Raw genomic sequence first — 16,068 nt, 5'->3', positions numbered from 1 at the left:
GTGATGTTCGACTGCGCCAAAGATGTGCGTGCGTACCACGACCAGGATGTGACCCTGCCCAAGAGCGAGCAGGATGCAATGCGCGCCCGCCGCGACTCCAACCGGACGCGGCTGCGGAACGGCCTGGAGAAGGCCGGCAAGCCCAAGCCGATCGAGTTCGTCAAACAGGGCAGCTACGCCATGAAGACGATGTGCCGCGACCCCGACAACGACTATGACATCGACGACGGGGTCTACTTCCACAAAAAGGATCTGGTCGGCGATCGCGGGGCTGAGATGACATCCCTACAGGCGCGCTGGATGGTGCGCGACGCTGTCGACGACGGCAAGTTCAAACTGTCTGACGTCAGCGCCCATGGAACAGATTAGGCCGATTGCGTGACGGAGGGTTTCTGGCTCATCGTAGCCTTCATGGAGCGAAGATGAGCAAGAAACCCGTGACGATGAAAGCCGAGGCTGACAGGTCTGTCAAAGACATCCGCCGGGCGACGCGCAAGATCCACAGCGCCGAAGAGAAGATCAGGATTGTCCTGGCCGGCCTGCGGGGCGAGGACAGCATTGCCGAGCTGTGCCGGCGCGAGGGGATTGCCCAAAGCCTGTATTACAGCTGGTCGAAGGAATTCCTCGAAGCTGGCAAGAAACGCCTCGCCGGTGACACGGCGCGTCAGGCGACCAGTGGCGAGGTCAAGGATTTGCGGGCCGAGGCACTGGCGCTCAAGGAGATTGTAGCCGACCTGACCCTCGAGAACCGCCTCCTCAAAAAAAACACGACCGGGGCTGGGGGCGAGCACGCATGAGATACCCTGCCTCCGAGAAGCTTGAGATCATCCGCATCGTCGAGCAATCCCACCAGCCGGTCCGCCGAACCCTGGCCCAGATCGGGGTGCCGCCGACAACCTTTTACCGGTGGTATGATCGATATGTCGAACACGGCCCGGAAGGCTTGGAAGACCGCCCCTCACGGCCGTCCAGGGTCTGGAACCGCATCCCCGACGCTGTGCGTGATCGGATCGTGGAACTGGCGCTGAGCGAGCCGGACCTTTCGCCGCGGGAGTTGGCCGTTCGCTTCACGGATACAGAAAAGTATTTCGTGTCAGAAGCGTCCGTGTATCGGCTGCTGAAGTCCTATGACCTGATCACCAGCCCGGCCTATGTGGTGATCAAGGCCGGGGACGCGTTCAGGGACAAGACCACTCGGCCAAACGAGATGTGGCAAACCGACTTCACCTATCTCAAGGTGACAGGCTGGGGATGGTTCTACCTGTCCACCGTGTTGGATGACTTCTCGCGCTATATCGTTGGCTGGAAGCTGTGCACTACCATGAACGCGGACGATGTCAGCGCGACGCTTGACATCGCCCTTGCTGCATCCGGATGTGACAGCGTCACCGTGCTGCACAAGCCGCGGCTGCTGAGCGACAACGGCCCATGTTACATCGCCGGTGACCTGGCCGAATACCTCGAAGAACATGGTATGGATCACGTTCGCGGCGCCCCCAGTCATCCCCAGACGCAGGGCAAGATCGAGCGCTGGCACCAAACCCTCAAGAACTGCATTCTGCTGGAAAACTACTATCTGCAGGGCGAACTCGAGGCGGCCATCGCGGCCTTTGTCGAGCATTACAACAACCACCGCTATCACGAGAGCATCGGCAACCTCACGCCCGCTGATGTCTACTTCGGGCGCGGCCTAGCCATCCTGGCAGAAAGGAAGAAGATCAAGAAACTGACCATCCAGAACCGGCGCTTGATCCATCAGCGCCAGGCCGCATAACCTCAACCCACGGAGCCAGGACCCTCCAGACCAACATCAGGCCGAATGTTCCAAATCATTCGACGACGGACACCTTATGCTCAGGATCAAAGAGCGCCGAACGGCCCTGGGCTCCCCTCTCGCCCTGAGCTGGGTTGCCACTTCCGCTGCATCCGCGGCCCGATCGGCGATCAGAAACAGAAGCGTCGCCGAAATTATCGAACTGATCGCATCACTTGATACAATCGTGGGCCGATCCGCCGCCGATTCACGCACACGAGACAGTATCTGATGGGCGCTCGCCGCAACGAAGGCAGCCGCGCGTGTCTGCTCGGGCCGTAGATTGAGCGCGACGTATGCCTCGAAAGTCGATGCCAAACGACGCACACGGTCGACCACATCACTTATCGATCCCGTTCCGTCCTCCCGTGACCGGAGGCGCACCGTTGCCAGTTCGATGTGAGCAGCGGTTAAAAGCTCGTCCAGCGTTTCCGGGTCCAGACCAGGAAGATCCGGAGCCTCTCGCAGAAGAGCACGGGAGCTCGGATCAAACACCTGCAATCTCCTTGACTTTGGCGATCACCTCGTCTGCAAGCAACGCAAGTCCCTCACGAACATCCTCGAAGGGCAAGACGCCAGCAGTGCGGGTTTCAAGAGGTCCGCCAGCCACTGCCTCAAAGCCCGCGACAATATGCAGGAAACTTCCTGATTTTCGCCGGTTCTCGCCAGTCGCTACCGCAACCCGAAACTGCCGCGCGCCTTCCCAGAACATCTCGTCAACCGCTGCCTCCGCATCGATGTCCGGAACGCTCTTGAGTAAGGTCACGAGGTCTGCAAGAATTTCGTCGTCCCGGTCGCCACGAAGGATCATCCTGATCTCAGGCCACACGCTCGAGTTGACAAGCTTGCGAGGTGTCGTGGAAGCCTTGTCCTCACACATGACGATCCGCTTGATCCCGCTTTCCAGTTCGTCCAGTTCAATGATGAATCCGTCAAATCCCTTGTCCGCCTGACGCACATGAGGCGAGGTCATGTAGGCATGCGGAATGGCCTGCCTCGCCACGATCCAGGATATGTGCTGAAATAGAAGTCCGTCTCGATGGAAGATCGACGTCCTGATCCGGTTCTCTGCTGCTTCCTTTTCCGCCTTAGTACCCGACGTGGTGAGTTCAACATCCTCTGGACGGGCAGCTGTTAGCTTCCTCACCACATTCTCGACAACCCTGCCCTTCGGCGTTCGCCGCCTTGGCTCCAGCGCGTTGATGACGCGCTGAGCATTTTCTTCTTGGCGCAGATAAAGATAGGCTAAAATCTCGATCAGCTTGTTCCTATCCTTTGCGACAATGGACCACTCCGCAAAACTGCATTCGGCCGACGGAGCGGGTTTCAAAGAAAGTGGCATGACATGCCTTTAGCTGGAGGTGCCGATCAAGATCCGGGCGACTTGAACAGTTTATCAAACGAAAGTCATGCGAAGAGTGAAGGGGAAGGTCTTCCCCCTGGCCGGCACTTCGTTGCCGGCGCACCCCCTTCTGCGGGGAGACCCCGCAACGCCCCCTTCTAGAGTGAGAGTGCGGACGGGTTCGCCGTGACGGGTTGAGGGCTGGAGAAGGGTCTCCGGCACCCGTCGCGGAGAACCGCGATGTCCAGACAAGATCGCAGCGCGCCCCCGGCCTCGGACCGGGCGAACCTTTACGACGAAATCACCGGCAAGATCATCGCCGAGCTGGAGGCCGGGCAGTTTCCCTGGGTCCAGCCCTGGGGCTCGTCCACGGCGCAGGCCCCGCTCGGCCTGCCGAGGAACGCCGCTACCTCCCGCGCCTATAGCGGCATCAACATCCTGATCCTCTGGGGCGCGGTGATCCAGCATGGCTTCCCCGGCCAGGGCTGGCTCACCTACCGCCAGGCAGCCGCCCTCGGCGGCAATGTGCGCAAGGGCGAACGCGGCACCACTGTCGTCTATGCCGACCGCTTCACGCCTGAGGATGAGAAGCGCCGTGCCCGTGAGACCGGCGAGGAGCCGGGGAAAATCCCGTTCCTGAAACGCTTCACGGTCTTCAATGCCGCCCAATGCGAGGGACTGCCCGAGGAGATCGCCACCGTCGCACCGCCGCCCCCGCCGGGCCTGATCGAGCCGCAGGTCGAGGCGCTGATCCGGGCCACCGGCATCGACTTCCGCATCGGCGGCAATCGCGCCTTCTATGTCCCGTCGCAGGACTTCGTGATGGTGCCGCCGCCGCAAGCCTATTTCGAGCCGATCAACTGGCACCGGACGGCGCTGCACGAGATGGGCCACGCGACGGGCCATCCATCGCGCCTTGCCCGTGACTTCTCCGGCTCCTTCGGCACGAAGAAATACGCTTTCGAGGAACTGGTGGCCGAGATCACCGCCGCCTTCTGCTGCGCGTCGCTCGGCATCGTGCCGACCGTCCGCCATGCCGACTATATCGGCTCCTGGCTGGAGGTGCTGCGCGAGGACAACCGCGCCATCGTGCGCGCAGCCTCCCAGGCCAGCAAGGCGGCCGACTGGCTGCTCGCCTTCCTGCCGGATACCGGCGAAACCGACGATACCGATACCGGCGCGGTCGAGATCGACAGGAGGGCGGCATGATCCTCCTGACCGACGAACTGCGCGCGCAGCTTCTCGTCAATGGACGCCAGCGCGACGTTGATCATGTCCCCGTCGTGAAGTTCTTCAATCCCTTCGGCGCGGGCGTCTGGCTCGCCACCGAATTGGACGAGGATGGCGACATAATGTTCGGCTTGGCCGACATCGGCTATCCCGAGCCTGGCAGCTTCTCGCTGGAGGACCTGTCCTCTCTGCGGCTGCCGTTCGGCATGGGCATCGAGCGCGACATCCTGTTCACCGGCGATTTCCCGATCTCGATCTGGGCGGAAGCCGCGCGCGAGGCAGGCAGCATCCGGGCGGCCGAGCGGATCATCCGCACGGCGCGGCAGTCGCGATGGGAGGGTGTGTGATGCGCTTCCGTCGCTGGCACAGGCCCGAGCCCTACCGGGACACGTCGCGCAAGCGCGCGGCATTCCACCGCAAGCAGCGCCTCGAACGGGAGGCGCTGCCCCTTTTCGCCGACCAGATTGCTGCCGGCCAGCACGGCGTCGAGGAGGAAATGGCCCGCCGCGTGGTGTGGTGGGACGAACTGGAACGCGACCGGCGCAGGGAACGCGCGGCCTGGTGGCGTCGGGGGCGCGCGCGGCTCTTCTCCTTCCCCGACGAGCTGCGCCAGACGATCCGAAAAGTCTGGTGGACCTGTCCTTATCCGGCGGACCCGGCGAGCTTTGCCGATTTCCTGCATCAGATCGCGGTCGGCCGGCTCGACCCGCACCGGCCGCCGTGGGTTTTCCATGCGGCGACGCAGGCGCGGATCACACCCGACCCGTCGAGCTTCGACGCGGCCTTCCGCCAGATCGGCCACCGCAAGATCGGCGGCGGGCCGAAGGCCACGGAAGCCGACGAGTTCCTGTTCTGCGGCAATCTCGGCTCGGGCCTTCTCTTCCTGCGCTCGCGCGTCCGTCTCATCGAGCGGCACGAGAGCTTCTACACCTCGTCGGGCCACCGGCTGCGCGATTCCAAGATCGGCAGCGGCGGGCATTACGTCGAGATCGAGGTGACGGGCGATTGCCCGGACGCGGACCTAGCCACCATCGAAAGGCTCGCCCAGGCGGCCGACACGCGGCCGGTCCTCGTCTCGCGCGTCGCCCGTCGCTTGCGCGCACGGGCGGGAGATGAGCCATGAGCGACCGACCTGCTCCGCCGGGCCACAATGCCGGCCCGCCGCTCGACGACCCCGCATCCGACCGACCGGGCCGCTGCCGCGACTGCCGCCATTGGACGCCGCCGCCCGATGGCCTGGAGCGCGACTATGAGGCGTTCCGGCTCGGCCTTTCCCGCCGCCGCGTCAAGCGCCCGACCGGCTTCTGCGACCGCGTGCTTCTCGGCAACAGCAAGATTCCCGCCTTCTCGGGGACGGCGGGGAATTTCAGTTGCCGCAACTTCGAGCCGGCGCCGCCAAAGCCGGCACCCAGGGGGCGTGGCTTCGTCACCATCTGGGTCGGCAACCGCGTCGTCTGGAAAGGACCGGAGGACGAGATTCCAGCTCGCTTCCGCGACGGCGAGCCCGATCTTCCTGAGCCAGACGCGCCCTAGAAGCGTGCCGGCTCGCCTGTTTCTGGCCGTCGCCGGTCACGCGGGTTTCCGGTTCTCCGGCTCCGTGGCGCTGCCCTCCTAGAGTGAGAGGGCGGCGCTTCGCTTCGTGACGGGTTTAGGGTCGAGAGAGAGGCTCTCGGCGCCCGTCGCGGAGATACCACGATGGCCAAAGCTGCCAAGAAGAAACCCGCTGTCCCGATGATCGTCTTTTCGCGGGCGCGGGACATTCCGTTCAACCGGATCAGGCTGTCGGACAGCAATGTCCGCGAGATCGACATCGAGGCCGGTCTGGACGAACTCACCCATGACATCGACCGGCGCGAGGATCTCGTGCAGGGCCTCAATGTCCGCGCCATCCTCGACGAGGACGGCAACGAGACCGGCGATTTCGAGACCCCGGCGGGCGGCCGCCGCTACAGGTCCATCGCGCGCCTCGTGGAAGCCGGTCGCTTCCCGGCCGAAGGGCTCGTGCCCTGCATCGTCAAGAAGGCCGACGCCAAGACCTCGGCCGTCGACGACTCGCTGGCCGAGAACCTGCTGCGCCTCGCCCTGCATCCGCTCGACCAGTTCAAGGCGTTCAAGCGCATGTTCGACATGGGCATGTCGAAGGAGGAGATCGCCGATGCCTGGCGGACCACACCGCGCTACATCATGCAGCGTCTTCGCCTCGCCACCGTCGCGCCGACGCTGCACGACGCCTATGCGCGCAACGAGATGACCCTGGCGATGCTGGAAGCCTTCACGGTCAACCCCGATCACGAGCGCCAGCAACAGGTCTGGGAGCGCATCAGCACGTCGTGGCAGAAAGAGCCCTGGCAGATCCGTGGCCTGCTGACCGAGACCACGGTTCCCGCCGCCGACAAGCGCGCCCGTTTCATCGGTGTCGAAGCCTATGAGGCGGCGGGCGGCCCGGTGCTGCGCGATCTCTTCTCCGACGAGAACGGCGGCTGGTTGCAGGACGTCACGCTCCTCGACCGTTTGGTCGACGAGAAGCTGCGCACCGTCGCAGACGAGATCGCCGGTCAGGGCTGGAAGTGGATCGACGCGGCGGTCGAGCTGCCCTACGGCCACACCAACGGCCTGCGCAGGCTGGTCGGCGTGACCCAGGAGCTGACCGACGAGGAGCGCGCCGCCCGCGAGGCGCTGCGCGACGAGTATGACGAACTCGAAGCGAAGTATGCCGAAACCGAAGACCTGCCCGATGAGGTCGATCAGCGGCTCGCCGAAATCGAAGCCGAGCTGGACGCCTTCGAGGAACGACCCACCACCTTCGCACCGGAAGACATCGCCCGTGCCGGCGTCTTCGTCAGCATCGGCCGCGAGGGCGAGTTGATCATCAGCAGCGGCTATGTTCGCCCCGAGGACGAACACCCCGAGACCGACGATGGCGAGGATGCCGGCGAAGGTGCCGACCCGTCCGATCCTGATGCCGTGCAGCGCGCCGTCATCACCGTCGGCGGCGAGCCGGTTCCGGACGCAGACGAGGAGGAGGACGATGCCGTCAAGCCGCTTCCCGAGCGGCTGGTGACGGACCTGACCGCCTGGCGGACGCTCGCGCTGCGCAATGCGTTTGCCGAGAATCCGCATGTTGCCATGACGGCCCTGCTGCACAAGCTGGTCCTCGACACCTTCGAGCGCACCTCCACCTCGGGAACCAGCCTCTACGCCGCGGTGCGTCACATCTATCTCCCCACTGACGCGACCGGGCTCGCGGACAGTGCCGCCGCGAAGATGATCGACGAGCGCGCGGACGCCTGGCGGGGCGACATCCCCTCCGGTGATGACGACCGGCTCTGGGGCTGGATCGACGGTCTCGACGATGCCAGCCGCCTGGCGCTGCTCGCCCATTGCGTCAGCTTCGGCGTTAACGCGCTCTACGAGCGGCCCAACCCCTATTCGGGGAATGGCATCTCGCAGCACGGTCTCGACCGCCGCATGGCCGAGGCCGAACGGCTCGCACAGGCCACCTGCCTCGATCTCGTCGAAGCGGGCTGGAAACCCACGGTGGAAAACTATCTCGGCCGCGTGACCAAGACCCGCATCCTCGAAGCGGTGCGCGAAGGTGCCGGAGATCGTGCCGCCGATCTCATCGCACATCTCAAGAAGGGCGACATGGCGAAGGAGGCCGAACGGCTTCTGGCCGATACCGGCTGGCTGCCGGAACCGCTGCGCTCCACCATCGAAGCGCAGGCCGTGGATGGCGCGACCGATCAGGACGAGGATGGTGTGGCGCTGCCCGACTTCCTCGCCGCCGACGACGAGGAGGCCGCCCCCGAGACCGCCGGCGATCCGGCCGCTCTCGTCGCCGCCGAGTGACCTGCACCCGCGGGGCGGCTTCGGTCGCCCCGCTTTCCATCCCCTTCCGCCTCAAGGCCCGGCATCTCGCCGGGCCGTTTTCGTTTCAGGAGACCAGATTCATGTCCGCTTCCCTCATCTTCGACATTGCGCCGCTCGGCTCGCTCGTCGCCTACAGCGATGGCCAACCGAAGCCGCCATCTCGCTTCACCAGAAAGCTCGCCGCGTGGAAATCCCGCAACGGGGTCGGCCGCCTCGTGCGCAAGGAGCCGGGCCGCGAGCGTCCGACCTATACGACACCACCGTCCTTCACCCTGCATGAAGGCAATTTCGGCGAAGGCGGCATCATTCTTATCACCGTCTTGCGCAGCTACGGCATCGACAGCGATCTGAGCTTCCGGGTGATCGAGCGCCCGAAGATCGGTCAGGTCCGCGTCGTGCAGGATGTCGGCGGGAACGTCGAGTTGCTTCACCTCGCGGAGGACCGCGAGGCGGCCGAACTCTGGCTCGCCGGGAAAGGATACAGCCGCGCCCGTCTCGAGGGGATCGCGGCCGACGAGGTAGGTGCCTATGCCATCGAGGGCCGTACCGCCGCGTGATCCTCGCACATCCCCGTCCATCCGGCCCGCCGTCCAGCGACGGCGGGCCATTTTGTTTCAGGAGACAAGTAAAATGACCGTTCCATCCGAGACCAAGACCGCACCAGACCGACCCGTTCCGCAGACTGTCCATCTCGCCATCTATGAACACCGTCATGGCACGGATGTGCGCGTATTCCTCGACGCGGACCAAGCCTTCGCATGGCGCACAGACATCGCCAAGGCTTGGTGGAGCGACGCCTTCGAGGACGATCCCCCGCCCGACGACGAAATCGGCGCGGAGTATTTCGAGCGGATGCTGGAGCGCGACGAGTATTTCTCGACGATGCCGCGCGACATCGAAACCGGCGATCACTCCCCCGCCGATCCGGCGGGCCTCGGTCCGAGCGCCGACACGGAAAGTTCGGCATGATGACGGTCGATGAAATCTTCTCCGACGACGGCCGCAATCTTCCCTCGGAGCGATCGCTTCCGTGGGAGGAAACCCGCGGTGGCGTCACCGTGTCGTGGAGCCGAAGCCGCATTGGGCCGAGGACATGCGCGCCTTCCGGCTTGGTTCCCACGAATACTGCCGCTATGCCGACTGGACGGCATATGGTGCCCGGACGCGCTTTTACGGGCATATCGACACCTCTGGCGACGATGTGATGATGAAGGCCCGCGCCATGATCGCCCGTGAAATTGCCGATGGGTTCTGGGACTGACCGGCCCTCAAAGCTGTGCCTGCACACCGGGGCCGCCGGGGATCGCTGCTCACGCAGCGATGGAACGAGATCCAGCTTCACCATTGCGTCACCCTTTCGTCGTCACGATGCAGCGGGTTCCGTCCCCGGCCTGAAACACGTCCTGGAACCTGCCCGGCAACGAGGCTGGCGCGGCGGAGCATCTGCGACGGGCTTCCGGCCCCTGTCGGAGGCAAAACACCACCCCCGCTTCCATTCGCGAACCTTGGTCCGACCGTCTCTTCGTCAATCAACCCGCAAGGGGTCGGCTTACGCGAGCGTGCCGCCCTCGGGGATTCGGAAAGAGTCCGAACGCCCGAGGGTGATTGCAGATCCGGTCGGACACTTCGGGCGCCTGTCGCGCGGGGGATGGTCCCCCGCCTCCCAAAACAGGAGCCGGAACCGATGTCCTACGCAGATGCCACCGCCTTCGCCGCCAGCCTCGCCACCACCTTGATGGTCTCGATCATCGTGTTTCAGGCCGGGGATGGCACCCACGGCGCCATGCCCGCCGACGAGTTCGACGGAGACGAGGAGATGGTGAAGCTGGAGCTCGATCCCTTCGGCTGAGGCGCGAGAAGCGCCTCACCCCGACGGCCCGGCTTGCGCCCGGGCCGTTTCCGTCTCGCCGCCCCGCGCCTCTCCGGAGGCATGCCATCCCGTCGGGGATGACGATGGATGTGCGCCACGCTGCGCGCGGTGAAGAGGGAGAGATCGGCCGGGACCGGGTGGTCCGGGCCGTGCAGAGAGCGCCGCCAGCCCGGGCTTCCCATACCGGCGCTCGGGAGACCTTCCATGCCCAACCATGTCACCAACCGGGTCGTCGTGACCGGCCCGTCCGCAGCCATCGCGGCTTTCCGCGCCGCGTTTCTCGTCGAGAATGTCGAAGCCGATGAAGACGGAAAGGAGCATCCTTTCACCCGCTTCGACTTCAATCGCATCATTCCGCGTCCGACGATCCTCGAGCAGACCGAAAGCAGCACCGCCGTCAGCATGGGCCTTCTGGTGCTCGGTCGTCCCGAGATCATAAAGGATGGCTTCGGAACCCCCTCGATCGAGGCCGAGGTGGCTCGCTATCTCGGCTTGCCCTGGGTGCAAGAGGTTGGCGTCACCGACTATGAGAGTCTCAAGACCCTGCTGACCCAACGTGATCCGGGTTGCGTCGCCAAGGCCGAGATCGCGATCAGGGCCTATGAGGAATGCGGCCATGCCTCCTGGTATTCCTGGTCGATCAGCAACTGGGGTACCAAATGGAACGCCTATTCTTTCGAGGTGATTGAGGAGCGCGAGGGCCGGCTCGAATTCCGTTTCGACACGGCCTGGTCGCCGCCGGAGCCGGTCTTCGCTGCCCTCGCCGATCACCCGGAATGCGAAGACCTTCGCATCGATATCCAGGGCTTTGACGAAGGCTGGCTCTTCGCCTACCGGGCGGAAATCTCCTGCGGAATCTATGACATCGAAAGCATCACCCCGACGCCCGAGCTCTACGCGGAAATCTATGGAGAGCCCTGCGTCGATGAAGACGGCGAGGCCGAGGACCCGGTACCAGGCGCGGCCATGATCTGAGCGTGCCCGCCCGCTCGGCCCCAGAGGCAGAGAGGGGGCGGGTGAGGGCGAACCGGGATGGGCAGAGAGAGCGCCGCCCGGTTCGTCCTTCCAGCTCTCCCGGAGACCTCTCATGACCGACAAACCCGATCCCCAGGTGATCGACATCAATGCGATCGTCGCCCGCCACTTCGCCGAGCAGGCGGAGCACAACCTTCGCGCCGAGGCACCGCGCCGGGCCAACAAAGCGGCGCTCTTCGATACGCTGGCCGCCGCCGGCATCACCCAGGTCATCGTGACCTTCGATGGCAGCGGTGACAGCGGCCAGGTCGAGGAGATCGACGCCCGCGCCGGCGGCGAGGTGGCCGATCTTCCTGAGGCCGAGATCGCGATCTGCTCCCCCGTCTGGGGGTCCGACAAGATCAAGCGCAGCACGATGTGCGTCGAAGCTGCCATCGAGCAATTCGCCTACGACCTCTTGGCCGAAACCCATGGTGGCTGGGAAAACAACGACGGTGCCTTTGGCGAGTTCACCTTCGACGTCGCCACGCGAAGCATCTCGCTCGACTACAACGAGCGCTTCACCAGCAGCGAATACTACAGCCACGAGTTCTGAGGGAGGCGAGCATGGCACATCCGTATCATCACGCCCTCTCCTCTGTGAAAAAGTGGGGCGGCACGGTCGATGACTACCTGCCCATCCACTCCTGGTTCGATGCCTCGAAGGAAATCCTGGCCGATTTCCGGCATCGCGCGCTTCGGCATCATGCGGAGGGCATCTTCATGGCCGAAACGATCTTCGGCCCGACCATCACGCTTTCGACCGGGCGGGTGATCCCGACCCGGTGGATCGGCGAGCAGCATGTGCGCGAGGATCTCGGCCATATCCCGTCCTTCGCCGATTGGGCGCGGGCGATCCGTCCCGAACCCTGGATGGGGCGAACGCAGCGCATCGAGCCGGAGGTCGATCCGCATTGCGCGTCGGCGGCCACGGCGGCCGGAGGCTGAGATGTTCAGCCAGTATCTCCGGCTCGGCCTCAGCATCCATGCCTCTGGCTGTGCCGTCGTTCGTGCTGCGGCACGTCTTCTGCACCCGGACGTCCGGCGCGAGCGCCGCTTCCGGCAGTCGCGGAAGAATTTCTATCGCGAAATGCTGGGCTATCACGCGAAGGCGCGGAAGCTCGCCCGTGACTGGCGGCTCTGACGTCGGAACGTCTCGCCACAAACAGCACCGGGGCTGGCCGTTTCGGCCTCCCCCGGACTTTTCCTTTACCCCGGGCGCCGTCAGGCGATCTTCAGATCGTCCGCCGATTTTCCAGCGTTCAGCCATTCGCCGAACCATTGCGGCTTGCGCCCGCGCCCCGACCAGGTGAGCGAGGGGTTTTCCGGATGGCGGTATTTCGCCTCCGAGACGCGCTTCGCTTTGCGGGGTAGGTCGAAAAGATCGGCCACGTCGTAGCCGAGTTCCTTCGCCAGAGCCTCCACCTTGGCGCGCGCCGCGGCTTTTTCCCGCTCAGCGAAGCTGGCGATCGCCTTTTCCACTGCCTTCTGGTGCGCCTTGAGTTCCTTGAGCGACAGGTCATCGAGATTGGGGCTGGTCATTGGACCCTCGTGATTGCGATGCAACGCAGAGTATTCATGGTTTTGCGCCCAGACAACCAAGTAGAAAGCCGGAAAATCGTAGATCCGGATGCGCGTATATCAGGCCGTTGAAGGTGCGGCGGCGGAGTATTTCCTGAAGATCAAGGTCAGAGGAAGAGGAGGGTCGGGTTCTTCGTGACGGGTTCAGGGCTGGGGGAGAGTCCCCCGGCGCCCGTCGTGGAGATACCCGATGAAGAACGTCGTGCCCATTTCGACCACCACGATGGTCGCACAGGTGGTTTCCGGTCTCGCCAAGGCCAGCAGATTTCCGCTGTTGGTCTCATGCCTCGGCGATCTCGAATTCGGGGGCGGACTTGCCCATGGAGGCTATTCCATCGAGCAGATGGCAATCCTCACCCGGACTACCTGCCTGGAAGAGGCCATCGTCCATGCCGAAACCCGTATCGAGGACGACGCCATCGCGGACCTCCCCGAAGACGCCAGCGGCTTCGTTGCAAAGCTGATCGTCATTCAGGATGACGAGAAATGTCTCGCCCTCGCAGGCAAGGTCCATGCACGGAGCGTCAGCTGGTGCCCGCCCGTCATTTCCGATGGCGAGGCCCGGCTGGTGGTCCAGAAAGCGAGCGGGATCCGCGCCGGTGCGGCTTTCGAGGCAGGCCGGAACAATCAGATCGCCGCGCATCGGCTGCGCTTCCGGGCCAGCGTGCTCGAGGGACGCCTGGTCGATCCATTCTGGCGCGCGACGGCCCACGCGGCCGTGCTTCTCGCCGCATGAGCCCCGCCATGGCCGAATACACCGTCAAGGTCGGATTCTGGGTCTGGGCCTTCGACGGCTTCACCGTCGAAGCCGACAGCGACGAAGCGGCAATCGAGAAGGCCAAAGCGGCCGCCCACGAGACGATGGAATCCAGGGCCTGGCCCGAACACATCGACCATGTCACGCCGGGCGATCATCGCGTCGTGGCGGAGGATGTCGCCTTCGAGAGCGACCGCATCCATCCCGCGCCAGAGGCATGACCCCGGACATCGTCCACCGACAGCACCCGGCCATCGTGCCGGGCCTTTGCGTTTCAAGGAGCAAACCCATGCCCGACTACACGGTCGAAGTCACCTATCATCTGCCCGTCTATCGACAGCGCAGCTATTCGGCGGACACACCCGCGCAAGCCTGCCGCCTTGCCATTGAGGACGATGGCTGGGGGGACGCCCGGGAGGACGCGGACAGCTCCGGCGAAAGCCACGTCACCGGCATCTGGGAGGGCGCAGACGCGGCCTATTCCGGCCAGGAGATCCCCGTCCCATCGCATTTCGCAGAGACGGTGCAGCGAAAGGCCGGGCATTTCGACATGCTGCTCGACGCGCTGCGTATCCTGTCGGCGGATGCGCGGGCCAAGCGGATCCCGAGCCCGGAGGTGCAGGCGAAGGCGGCCTGGGCCATCGTGCGGGGAGAGGCGATCCTTGCCGGCGCCCGCGATCCCGATGACCCCATGCGGTTGCCGCCTGCGACCTTCACCCTTGCGGTGCTGGACGAGGACCGGGTGCGGCGGCGCATCGCCACGCTTCTCGCCACGGACCGGCGCTTCCAAAGTCTGACGCCGCAATCGGTCCATGACGCCGATATCCAGGCGGCCTTTGCCGCGGTCACTGCCGATGCCGATCTCTCGCGGCAGGTCACCTACCACGAGTTTCAGGCGGCCTATGCCGCGCTGACGGCGGCAAGCCAGCGCATCAGCCAGTCCTGACCCGTCCCGACATCCCCCCTCAATCCTGGCCACTCGCCGGGACCCAACCGCTCAGGAGGCGACCATGGCCGACTACTACACGCATTTTTCCTGCCTGCTCGACGTGGGAGCGCCGGAGATTGCCGCGCGCGCGGTCGATCTCTACCTGCACCTGCAGGACGAAGATCAAGAGAGCGCCGAACCCCAGTGGCACGGCTTCGACGTATCGCGCATCAATGAACCGGGACGCTCCCTCCTCTGGATCCACAGCGAGGATTCCGGCGACGTCGAAAACGTCGTCGCCTTCGTCCTGCGCTGCGCCGAGGAGTTCGATCTGACCGGACTCTGGGGCTTCACCTACAGCCATAGCTGCTCGCGCCCCCGCATCGACGCCTTCGGTGGTGGCGCCCAGGTCCTCGACCTTGGCGCCCGCAAATCCATCGGTTGGATGGACGCAGCGCACTGGCTCCAGGCCGCCCTGCAAGGCATCGACCCCGACGAATGACCCCGCCGCCGCAGCGGCGGAGCCTGTAGCCCATCCCAGCTTTTCCTCACGGCCCGGCCATGGCGTCGGGCTTAGTCATGTCAGGAGACCATCATGACAAGCTTTCTCACCCATTTCGCCTGCCTCCTTGATGTCGGCACCCCCGACAATGCCGCGCGGGCCCTCGACATCTACAACACGCTTGCGGAAGAAAATGCTGGGGAGGACCCTCCCTCCGATTTCTTCGCCCTCTCGATCCAGCCTGAACATGGCGGCACCCATCTCTGGATGCATGACGACGGCAACGGCGATCCGGAGGCGCTCATCCAGTTCGTGAAGCGCTGCGCCGCCGCGTTCGGCCTGACCGGCAGATGGGGCTTCCAATACGCGACCACCGCCACGAGGCCGCGGTCGGATGCCTTCGGCGGTGGCGCGCATGTGCTCGATCTCGCCAGCGGCAAGACCGTGGACTGGATCTAAACCGATGGCTGGCTCGCCGGCGTCCTGGCCGAGGGCGACGCCGGTGCCTGAGGTTCTGGAAATCACCGTCTTTCGCTTCGACGAACTCACGGAGGACGCCAAGGACCGGGCGCGCGCCTGGTATCGCGACGGCGAGTTCGACTACGACTGGTATGATGCCGTCTATGAGGATTTCCAGCATATCGCGGAAATCCTCGGCATCCGCTTCAAGACCCGCACCGTGCGCCTCATGGGCGGCGGCACACGCCAAGACCCCTGCATCTGGTTCACCGGCTTCTGGTCGCAGGGCGATGGTGCCGCGTTCGAAGGTCATTATTCTTACCGCAAGGGTGCGGCGGCGGAAATCCGTGCCTATGCGCCGAAGGATGCGCAACTGCACCGCATCGCGGATGTCCTGCAAGAAGTGCAGCGGCGCAACTTCTACCAGTTGACCGCCGAGGCGACCCACCGGGGTCGATACTATCACGAATACAGCATGGCGATCGCCGTTACCCGCGACAGTCCTACCTGGCAGGATATGACCGCCGATGCCGAAGAGACCGTGACGGAGGCGCTGCGCGATCTCGCCCGCTGGCTCTACCGGCAGCTCGAGCAGGAATACGACGCCATCTCCTCGGACGAGGCCGTGGCCGAGACGATCCGGGCCAATGACTATACCTTCACGGGAGCGGGAAACCGCTTCGGCTGAAACCCGGCTTTCAG

The 16,068-nt window shown here is 64.6% G+C and carries 24 protein-coding genes; 21 read left to right on the top strand and 3 right to left on the bottom strand.

Annotation, left to right across the window (positions count from 1 at the left end; all coding sequences use genetic code 11):
* Positions 1–3: 3 nt before the first annotated feature.
* Both JHW48_RS05075 and JHW48_RS05070 read left to right on the top strand, forming a co-directional pair.
* Entirely contained in the window at positions 4–369 is a 366-nt protein-coding gene (locus JHW48_RS05075) for a cyclic GMP-AMP synthase DncV-like nucleotidyltransferase (protein WP_205961841.1), read from the top strand.
* A 53-nt stretch (positions 370–422) separates the two neighbouring features.
* Positions 423–1,774, top strand: a protein-coding gene (locus tag JHW48_RS05070; RefSeq protein ID WP_119884704.1) for an IS3 family transposase whose coding sequence is annotated in 2 segments (ribosomal slippage) — positions 423–759 and positions 759–1,774 — 1,353 coding nt in all. Because the reading frame shifts where the segments join, the coding sequence is not laid out codon by codon here.
* 36 nt (positions 1,775–1,810) lie between these two features.
* Here the strand turns inward: JHW48_RS05070 and JHW48_RS05065 are convergent.
* Both JHW48_RS05065 and JHW48_RS05060 read right to left on the bottom strand, forming a co-directional pair.
* On the bottom strand, positions 1,811–2,308 hold the full coding sequence (locus JHW48_RS05065) for a hypothetical protein (RefSeq protein WP_205961842.1): 498 nt from the start codon (positions 2,306–2,308) through the stop codon (positions 1,811–1,813).
* Positions 2,301–3,155 (bottom strand): hypothetical protein, encoded by an 855-nt coding sequence (locus tag JHW48_RS05060; RefSeq protein ID WP_119884705.1) that lies wholly within the window; start codon positions 3,153–3,155, stop codon positions 2,301–2,303. The genes JHW48_RS05065 and JHW48_RS05060 overlap by 8 nt, the downstream gene beginning before the upstream one ends.
* Before the next feature lie 240 nt (positions 3,156–3,395).
* On the opposite strand from JHW48_RS05060, the gene JHW48_RS05055 reads away from it, so the two are divergent.
* The 13 genes from JHW48_RS05055 to JHW48_RS04995 all read left to right on the top strand — a co-directional run bounded on the left by JHW48_RS05055 (position 3,396) and on the right by JHW48_RS04995 (position 12,283).
* Complete coding sequence (locus JHW48_RS05055) at positions 3,396–4,364, top strand: ArdC family protein (protein WP_119884706.1); 969 nt, start codon at positions 3,396–3,398, stop codon at positions 4,362–4,364.
* A complete protein-coding gene (locus JHW48_RS05050; protein ID WP_119884707.1) occupies positions 4,361–4,732 on the top strand; it encodes a DUF2958 domain-containing protein in 372 nt (123 codons plus the stop codon). The genes JHW48_RS05055 and JHW48_RS05050 overlap by 4 nt, the downstream gene beginning before the upstream one ends.
* Entirely contained in the window at positions 4,732–5,508 is a 777-nt protein-coding gene (locus JHW48_RS05045; protein ID WP_119884708.1) for a hypothetical protein, read from the top strand. The genes JHW48_RS05050 and JHW48_RS05045 overlap by 1 nt, the downstream gene beginning before the upstream one ends.
* Positions 5,505–5,918 (top strand): hypothetical protein, encoded by a 414-nt coding sequence (locus tag JHW48_RS05040; protein ID WP_119884709.1) that lies wholly within the window; start codon positions 5,505–5,507, stop codon positions 5,916–5,918. Before JHW48_RS05045 ends, JHW48_RS05040 begins: the two co-directional genes overlap by 4 nt.
* A gap of 162 nt (positions 5,919–6,080) precedes the next feature.
* Positions 6,081–8,234: a ParB/RepB/Spo0J family partition protein gene (locus JHW48_RS05035; RefSeq protein ID WP_119884710.1), complete on the top strand. Its 2,154-nt coding sequence runs from the start codon at positions 6,081–6,083 to the stop codon at positions 8,232–8,234.
* Positions 8,231–8,812 carry a hypothetical protein gene (locus tag JHW48_RS05030; RefSeq protein ID WP_240637659.1) on the top strand — a complete coding sequence of 194 codons (582 nt, stop codon included), beginning with the start codon at positions 8,231–8,233 and terminating at the stop codon, positions 8,810–8,812. The genes JHW48_RS05035 and JHW48_RS05030 overlap by 4 nt, the downstream gene beginning before the upstream one ends.
* A 73-nt stretch (positions 8,813–8,885) precedes the next feature.
* Positions 8,886–9,224: a hypothetical protein gene (locus JHW48_RS05025; RefSeq protein ID WP_119884712.1), complete on the top strand. Its 339-nt coding sequence runs from the start codon at positions 8,886–8,888 to the stop codon at positions 9,222–9,224.
* A gap of 124 nt (positions 9,225–9,348) precedes the next feature.
* Positions 9,349–9,516, top strand: a complete 168-nt coding sequence (locus JHW48_RS18640; protein ID WP_240637660.1) for a hypothetical protein — start codon at positions 9,349–9,351, stop codon at positions 9,514–9,516.
* Between the two features lie 423 nt (positions 9,517–9,939).
* Entirely contained in the window at positions 9,940–10,104 is a 165-nt protein-coding gene (locus JHW48_RS05015) for a hypothetical protein (RefSeq protein ID WP_170152199.1), read from the top strand.
* A gap of 225 nt (positions 10,105–10,329) precedes the next feature.
* Positions 10,330–11,100, top strand: a complete 771-nt coding sequence (locus JHW48_RS05010; protein ID WP_119884714.1) for a DUF1281 family ferredoxin-like fold protein — start codon at positions 10,330–10,332, stop codon at positions 11,098–11,100.
* A gap of 112 nt (positions 11,101–11,212) precedes the next feature.
* Positions 11,213–11,695, top strand: coding sequence for a DUF6878 family protein (locus tag JHW48_RS05005; protein WP_119884715.1), 483 nt, complete (start codon positions 11,213–11,215; stop codon positions 11,693–11,695).
* Between the two features lie 11 nt (positions 11,696–11,706).
* A complete protein-coding gene (locus tag JHW48_RS05000; protein ID WP_119884716.1) occupies positions 11,707–12,087 on the top strand; it encodes a DUF6915 family protein in 381 nt (126 codons plus the stop codon).
* A 1-nt stretch (position 12,088) separates the two neighbouring features.
* Positions 12,089–12,283, top strand: coding sequence for a hypothetical protein (locus JHW48_RS04995; protein ID WP_119884717.1), 195 nt, complete (start codon positions 12,089–12,091; stop codon positions 12,281–12,283).
* Positions 12,284–12,363: 80 nt separating this feature from the next.
* Here JHW48_RS04995 and JHW48_RS04990 read toward each other — a convergent pair whose 3' ends face one another.
* Entirely contained in the window at positions 12,364–12,681 is a 318-nt protein-coding gene (locus JHW48_RS04990; protein WP_119884718.1) for an H-NS histone family protein, read from the bottom strand.
* A 229-nt stretch (positions 12,682–12,910) separates the two neighbouring features.
* On the opposite strand from JHW48_RS04990, the gene JHW48_RS04985 reads away from it, so the two are divergent.
* From JHW48_RS04985 to JHW48_RS04960, 6 genes are all read left to right on the top strand, one after another.
* Positions 12,911–13,456 carry a hypothetical protein gene (locus JHW48_RS04985; protein ID WP_147388032.1) on the top strand — a complete coding sequence of 182 codons (546 nt, stop codon included), beginning with the start codon at positions 12,911–12,913 and terminating at the stop codon, positions 13,454–13,456.
* 8 nt (positions 13,457–13,464) lie between these two features.
* Positions 13,465–13,698, top strand: a complete 234-nt coding sequence (locus tag JHW48_RS04980; RefSeq protein ID WP_119884720.1) for a hypothetical protein — start codon at positions 13,465–13,467, stop codon at positions 13,696–13,698.
* A 68-nt stretch (positions 13,699–13,766) separates the two neighbouring features.
* Positions 13,767–14,423: a hypothetical protein gene (locus JHW48_RS04975; protein WP_119884721.1), complete on the top strand. Its 657-nt coding sequence runs from the start codon at positions 13,767–13,769 to the stop codon at positions 14,421–14,423.
* A 64-nt stretch (positions 14,424–14,487) separates the two neighbouring features.
* Entirely contained in the window at positions 14,488–14,907 is a 420-nt protein-coding gene (locus JHW48_RS04970) for a hypothetical protein (protein ID WP_119884722.1), read from the top strand.
* 93 nt (positions 14,908–15,000) lie between these two features.
* Complete coding sequence (locus tag JHW48_RS04965) at positions 15,001–15,366, top strand: hypothetical protein (protein ID WP_119884723.1); 366 nt, start codon at positions 15,001–15,003, stop codon at positions 15,364–15,366.
* 43 nt (positions 15,367–15,409) lie between these two features.
* Entirely contained in the window at positions 15,410–16,054 is a 645-nt protein-coding gene (locus JHW48_RS04960) for an antitoxin of toxin-antitoxin stability system (protein WP_119884724.1), read from the top strand.
* Positions 16,055–16,068 lie beyond the last annotated feature (14 nt).

Origin of the sequence: Paracoccus aestuarii, assembly GCF_028553885.1 — a bacterium.
In the GTDB taxonomy this organism is placed as follows: Bacteria; Pseudomonadota; Alphaproteobacteria; order Rhodobacterales; family Rhodobacteraceae; genus Paracoccus; species Paracoccus aestuarii.
This window is presented reverse-complemented; position numbering and strand designations above follow the sequence as displayed.

Coding starts and splice junctions, on each gene's coding strand:
- JHW48_RS05035 (WP_119884710.1), top strand. CDS start 6,081: ATGGCCAAAGCTGCCAAGAAGAAACCCGCTGTCCCGATGATCGTCTTT.
- JHW48_RS05055 (WP_119884706.1), top strand. CDS start 3,396: ATGTCCAGACAAGATCGCAGCGCGCCCCCGGCCTCGGACCGGGCGAAC.
- JHW48_RS04990 (WP_119884718.1), bottom strand. CDS start 12,681: ATGACCAGCCCCAATCTCGATGACCTGTCGCTCAAGGAACTCAAGGCG.
- JHW48_RS05050 (WP_119884707.1), top strand. CDS start 4,361: ATGATCCTCCTGACCGACGAACTGCGCGCGCAGCTTCTCGTCAATGGA.
- JHW48_RS04965 (WP_119884723.1), top strand. CDS start 15,001: ATGACAAGCTTTCTCACCCATTTCGCCTGCCTCCTTGATGTCGGCACC.
- JHW48_RS05040 (WP_119884709.1), top strand. CDS start 5,505: ATGAGCGACCGACCTGCTCCGCCGGGCCACAATGCCGGCCCGCCGCTC.
- JHW48_RS04985 (WP_147388032.1), top strand. CDS start 12,911: ATGAAGAACGTCGTGCCCATTTCGACCACCACGATGGTCGCACAGGTG.
- JHW48_RS04980 (WP_119884720.1), top strand. CDS start 13,465: ATGGCCGAATACACCGTCAAGGTCGGATTCTGGGTCTGGGCCTTCGAC.
- JHW48_RS18640 (WP_240637660.1), top strand. CDS start 9,349: ATGCGCGCCTTCCGGCTTGGTTCCCACGAATACTGCCGCTATGCCGAC.
- JHW48_RS05075 (WP_205961841.1), top strand. CDS start 4: ATGTTCGACTGCGCCAAAGATGTGCGTGCGTACCACGACCAGGATGTG.
- JHW48_RS05015 (WP_170152199.1), top strand. CDS start 9,940: ATGTCCTACGCAGATGCCACCGCCTTCGCCGCCAGCCTCGCCACCACC.
- JHW48_RS04970 (WP_119884722.1), top strand. CDS start 14,488: ATGGCCGACTACTACACGCATTTTTCCTGCCTGCTCGACGTGGGAGCG.
- JHW48_RS05045 (WP_119884708.1), top strand. CDS start 4,732: ATGCGCTTCCGTCGCTGGCACAGGCCCGAGCCCTACCGGGACACGTCG.
- JHW48_RS04975 (WP_119884721.1), top strand. CDS start 13,767: ATGCCCGACTACACGGTCGAAGTCACCTATCATCTGCCCGTCTATCGA.
- JHW48_RS05000 (WP_119884716.1), top strand. CDS start 11,707: ATGGCACATCCGTATCATCACGCCCTCTCCTCTGTGAAAAAGTGGGGC.
- JHW48_RS05010 (WP_119884714.1), top strand. CDS start 10,330: ATGCCCAACCATGTCACCAACCGGGTCGTCGTGACCGGCCCGTCCGCA.
- JHW48_RS04995 (WP_119884717.1), top strand. CDS start 12,089: ATGTTCAGCCAGTATCTCCGGCTCGGCCTCAGCATCCATGCCTCTGGC.
- JHW48_RS05005 (WP_119884715.1), top strand. CDS start 11,213: ATGACCGACAAACCCGATCCCCAGGTGATCGACATCAATGCGATCGTC.
- JHW48_RS05060 (WP_119884705.1), bottom strand. CDS start 3,155: ATGCCACTTTCTTTGAAACCCGCTCCGTCGGCCGAATGCAGTTTTGCG.
- JHW48_RS05025 (WP_119884712.1), top strand. CDS start 8,886: ATGACCGTTCCATCCGAGACCAAGACCGCACCAGACCGACCCGTTCCG.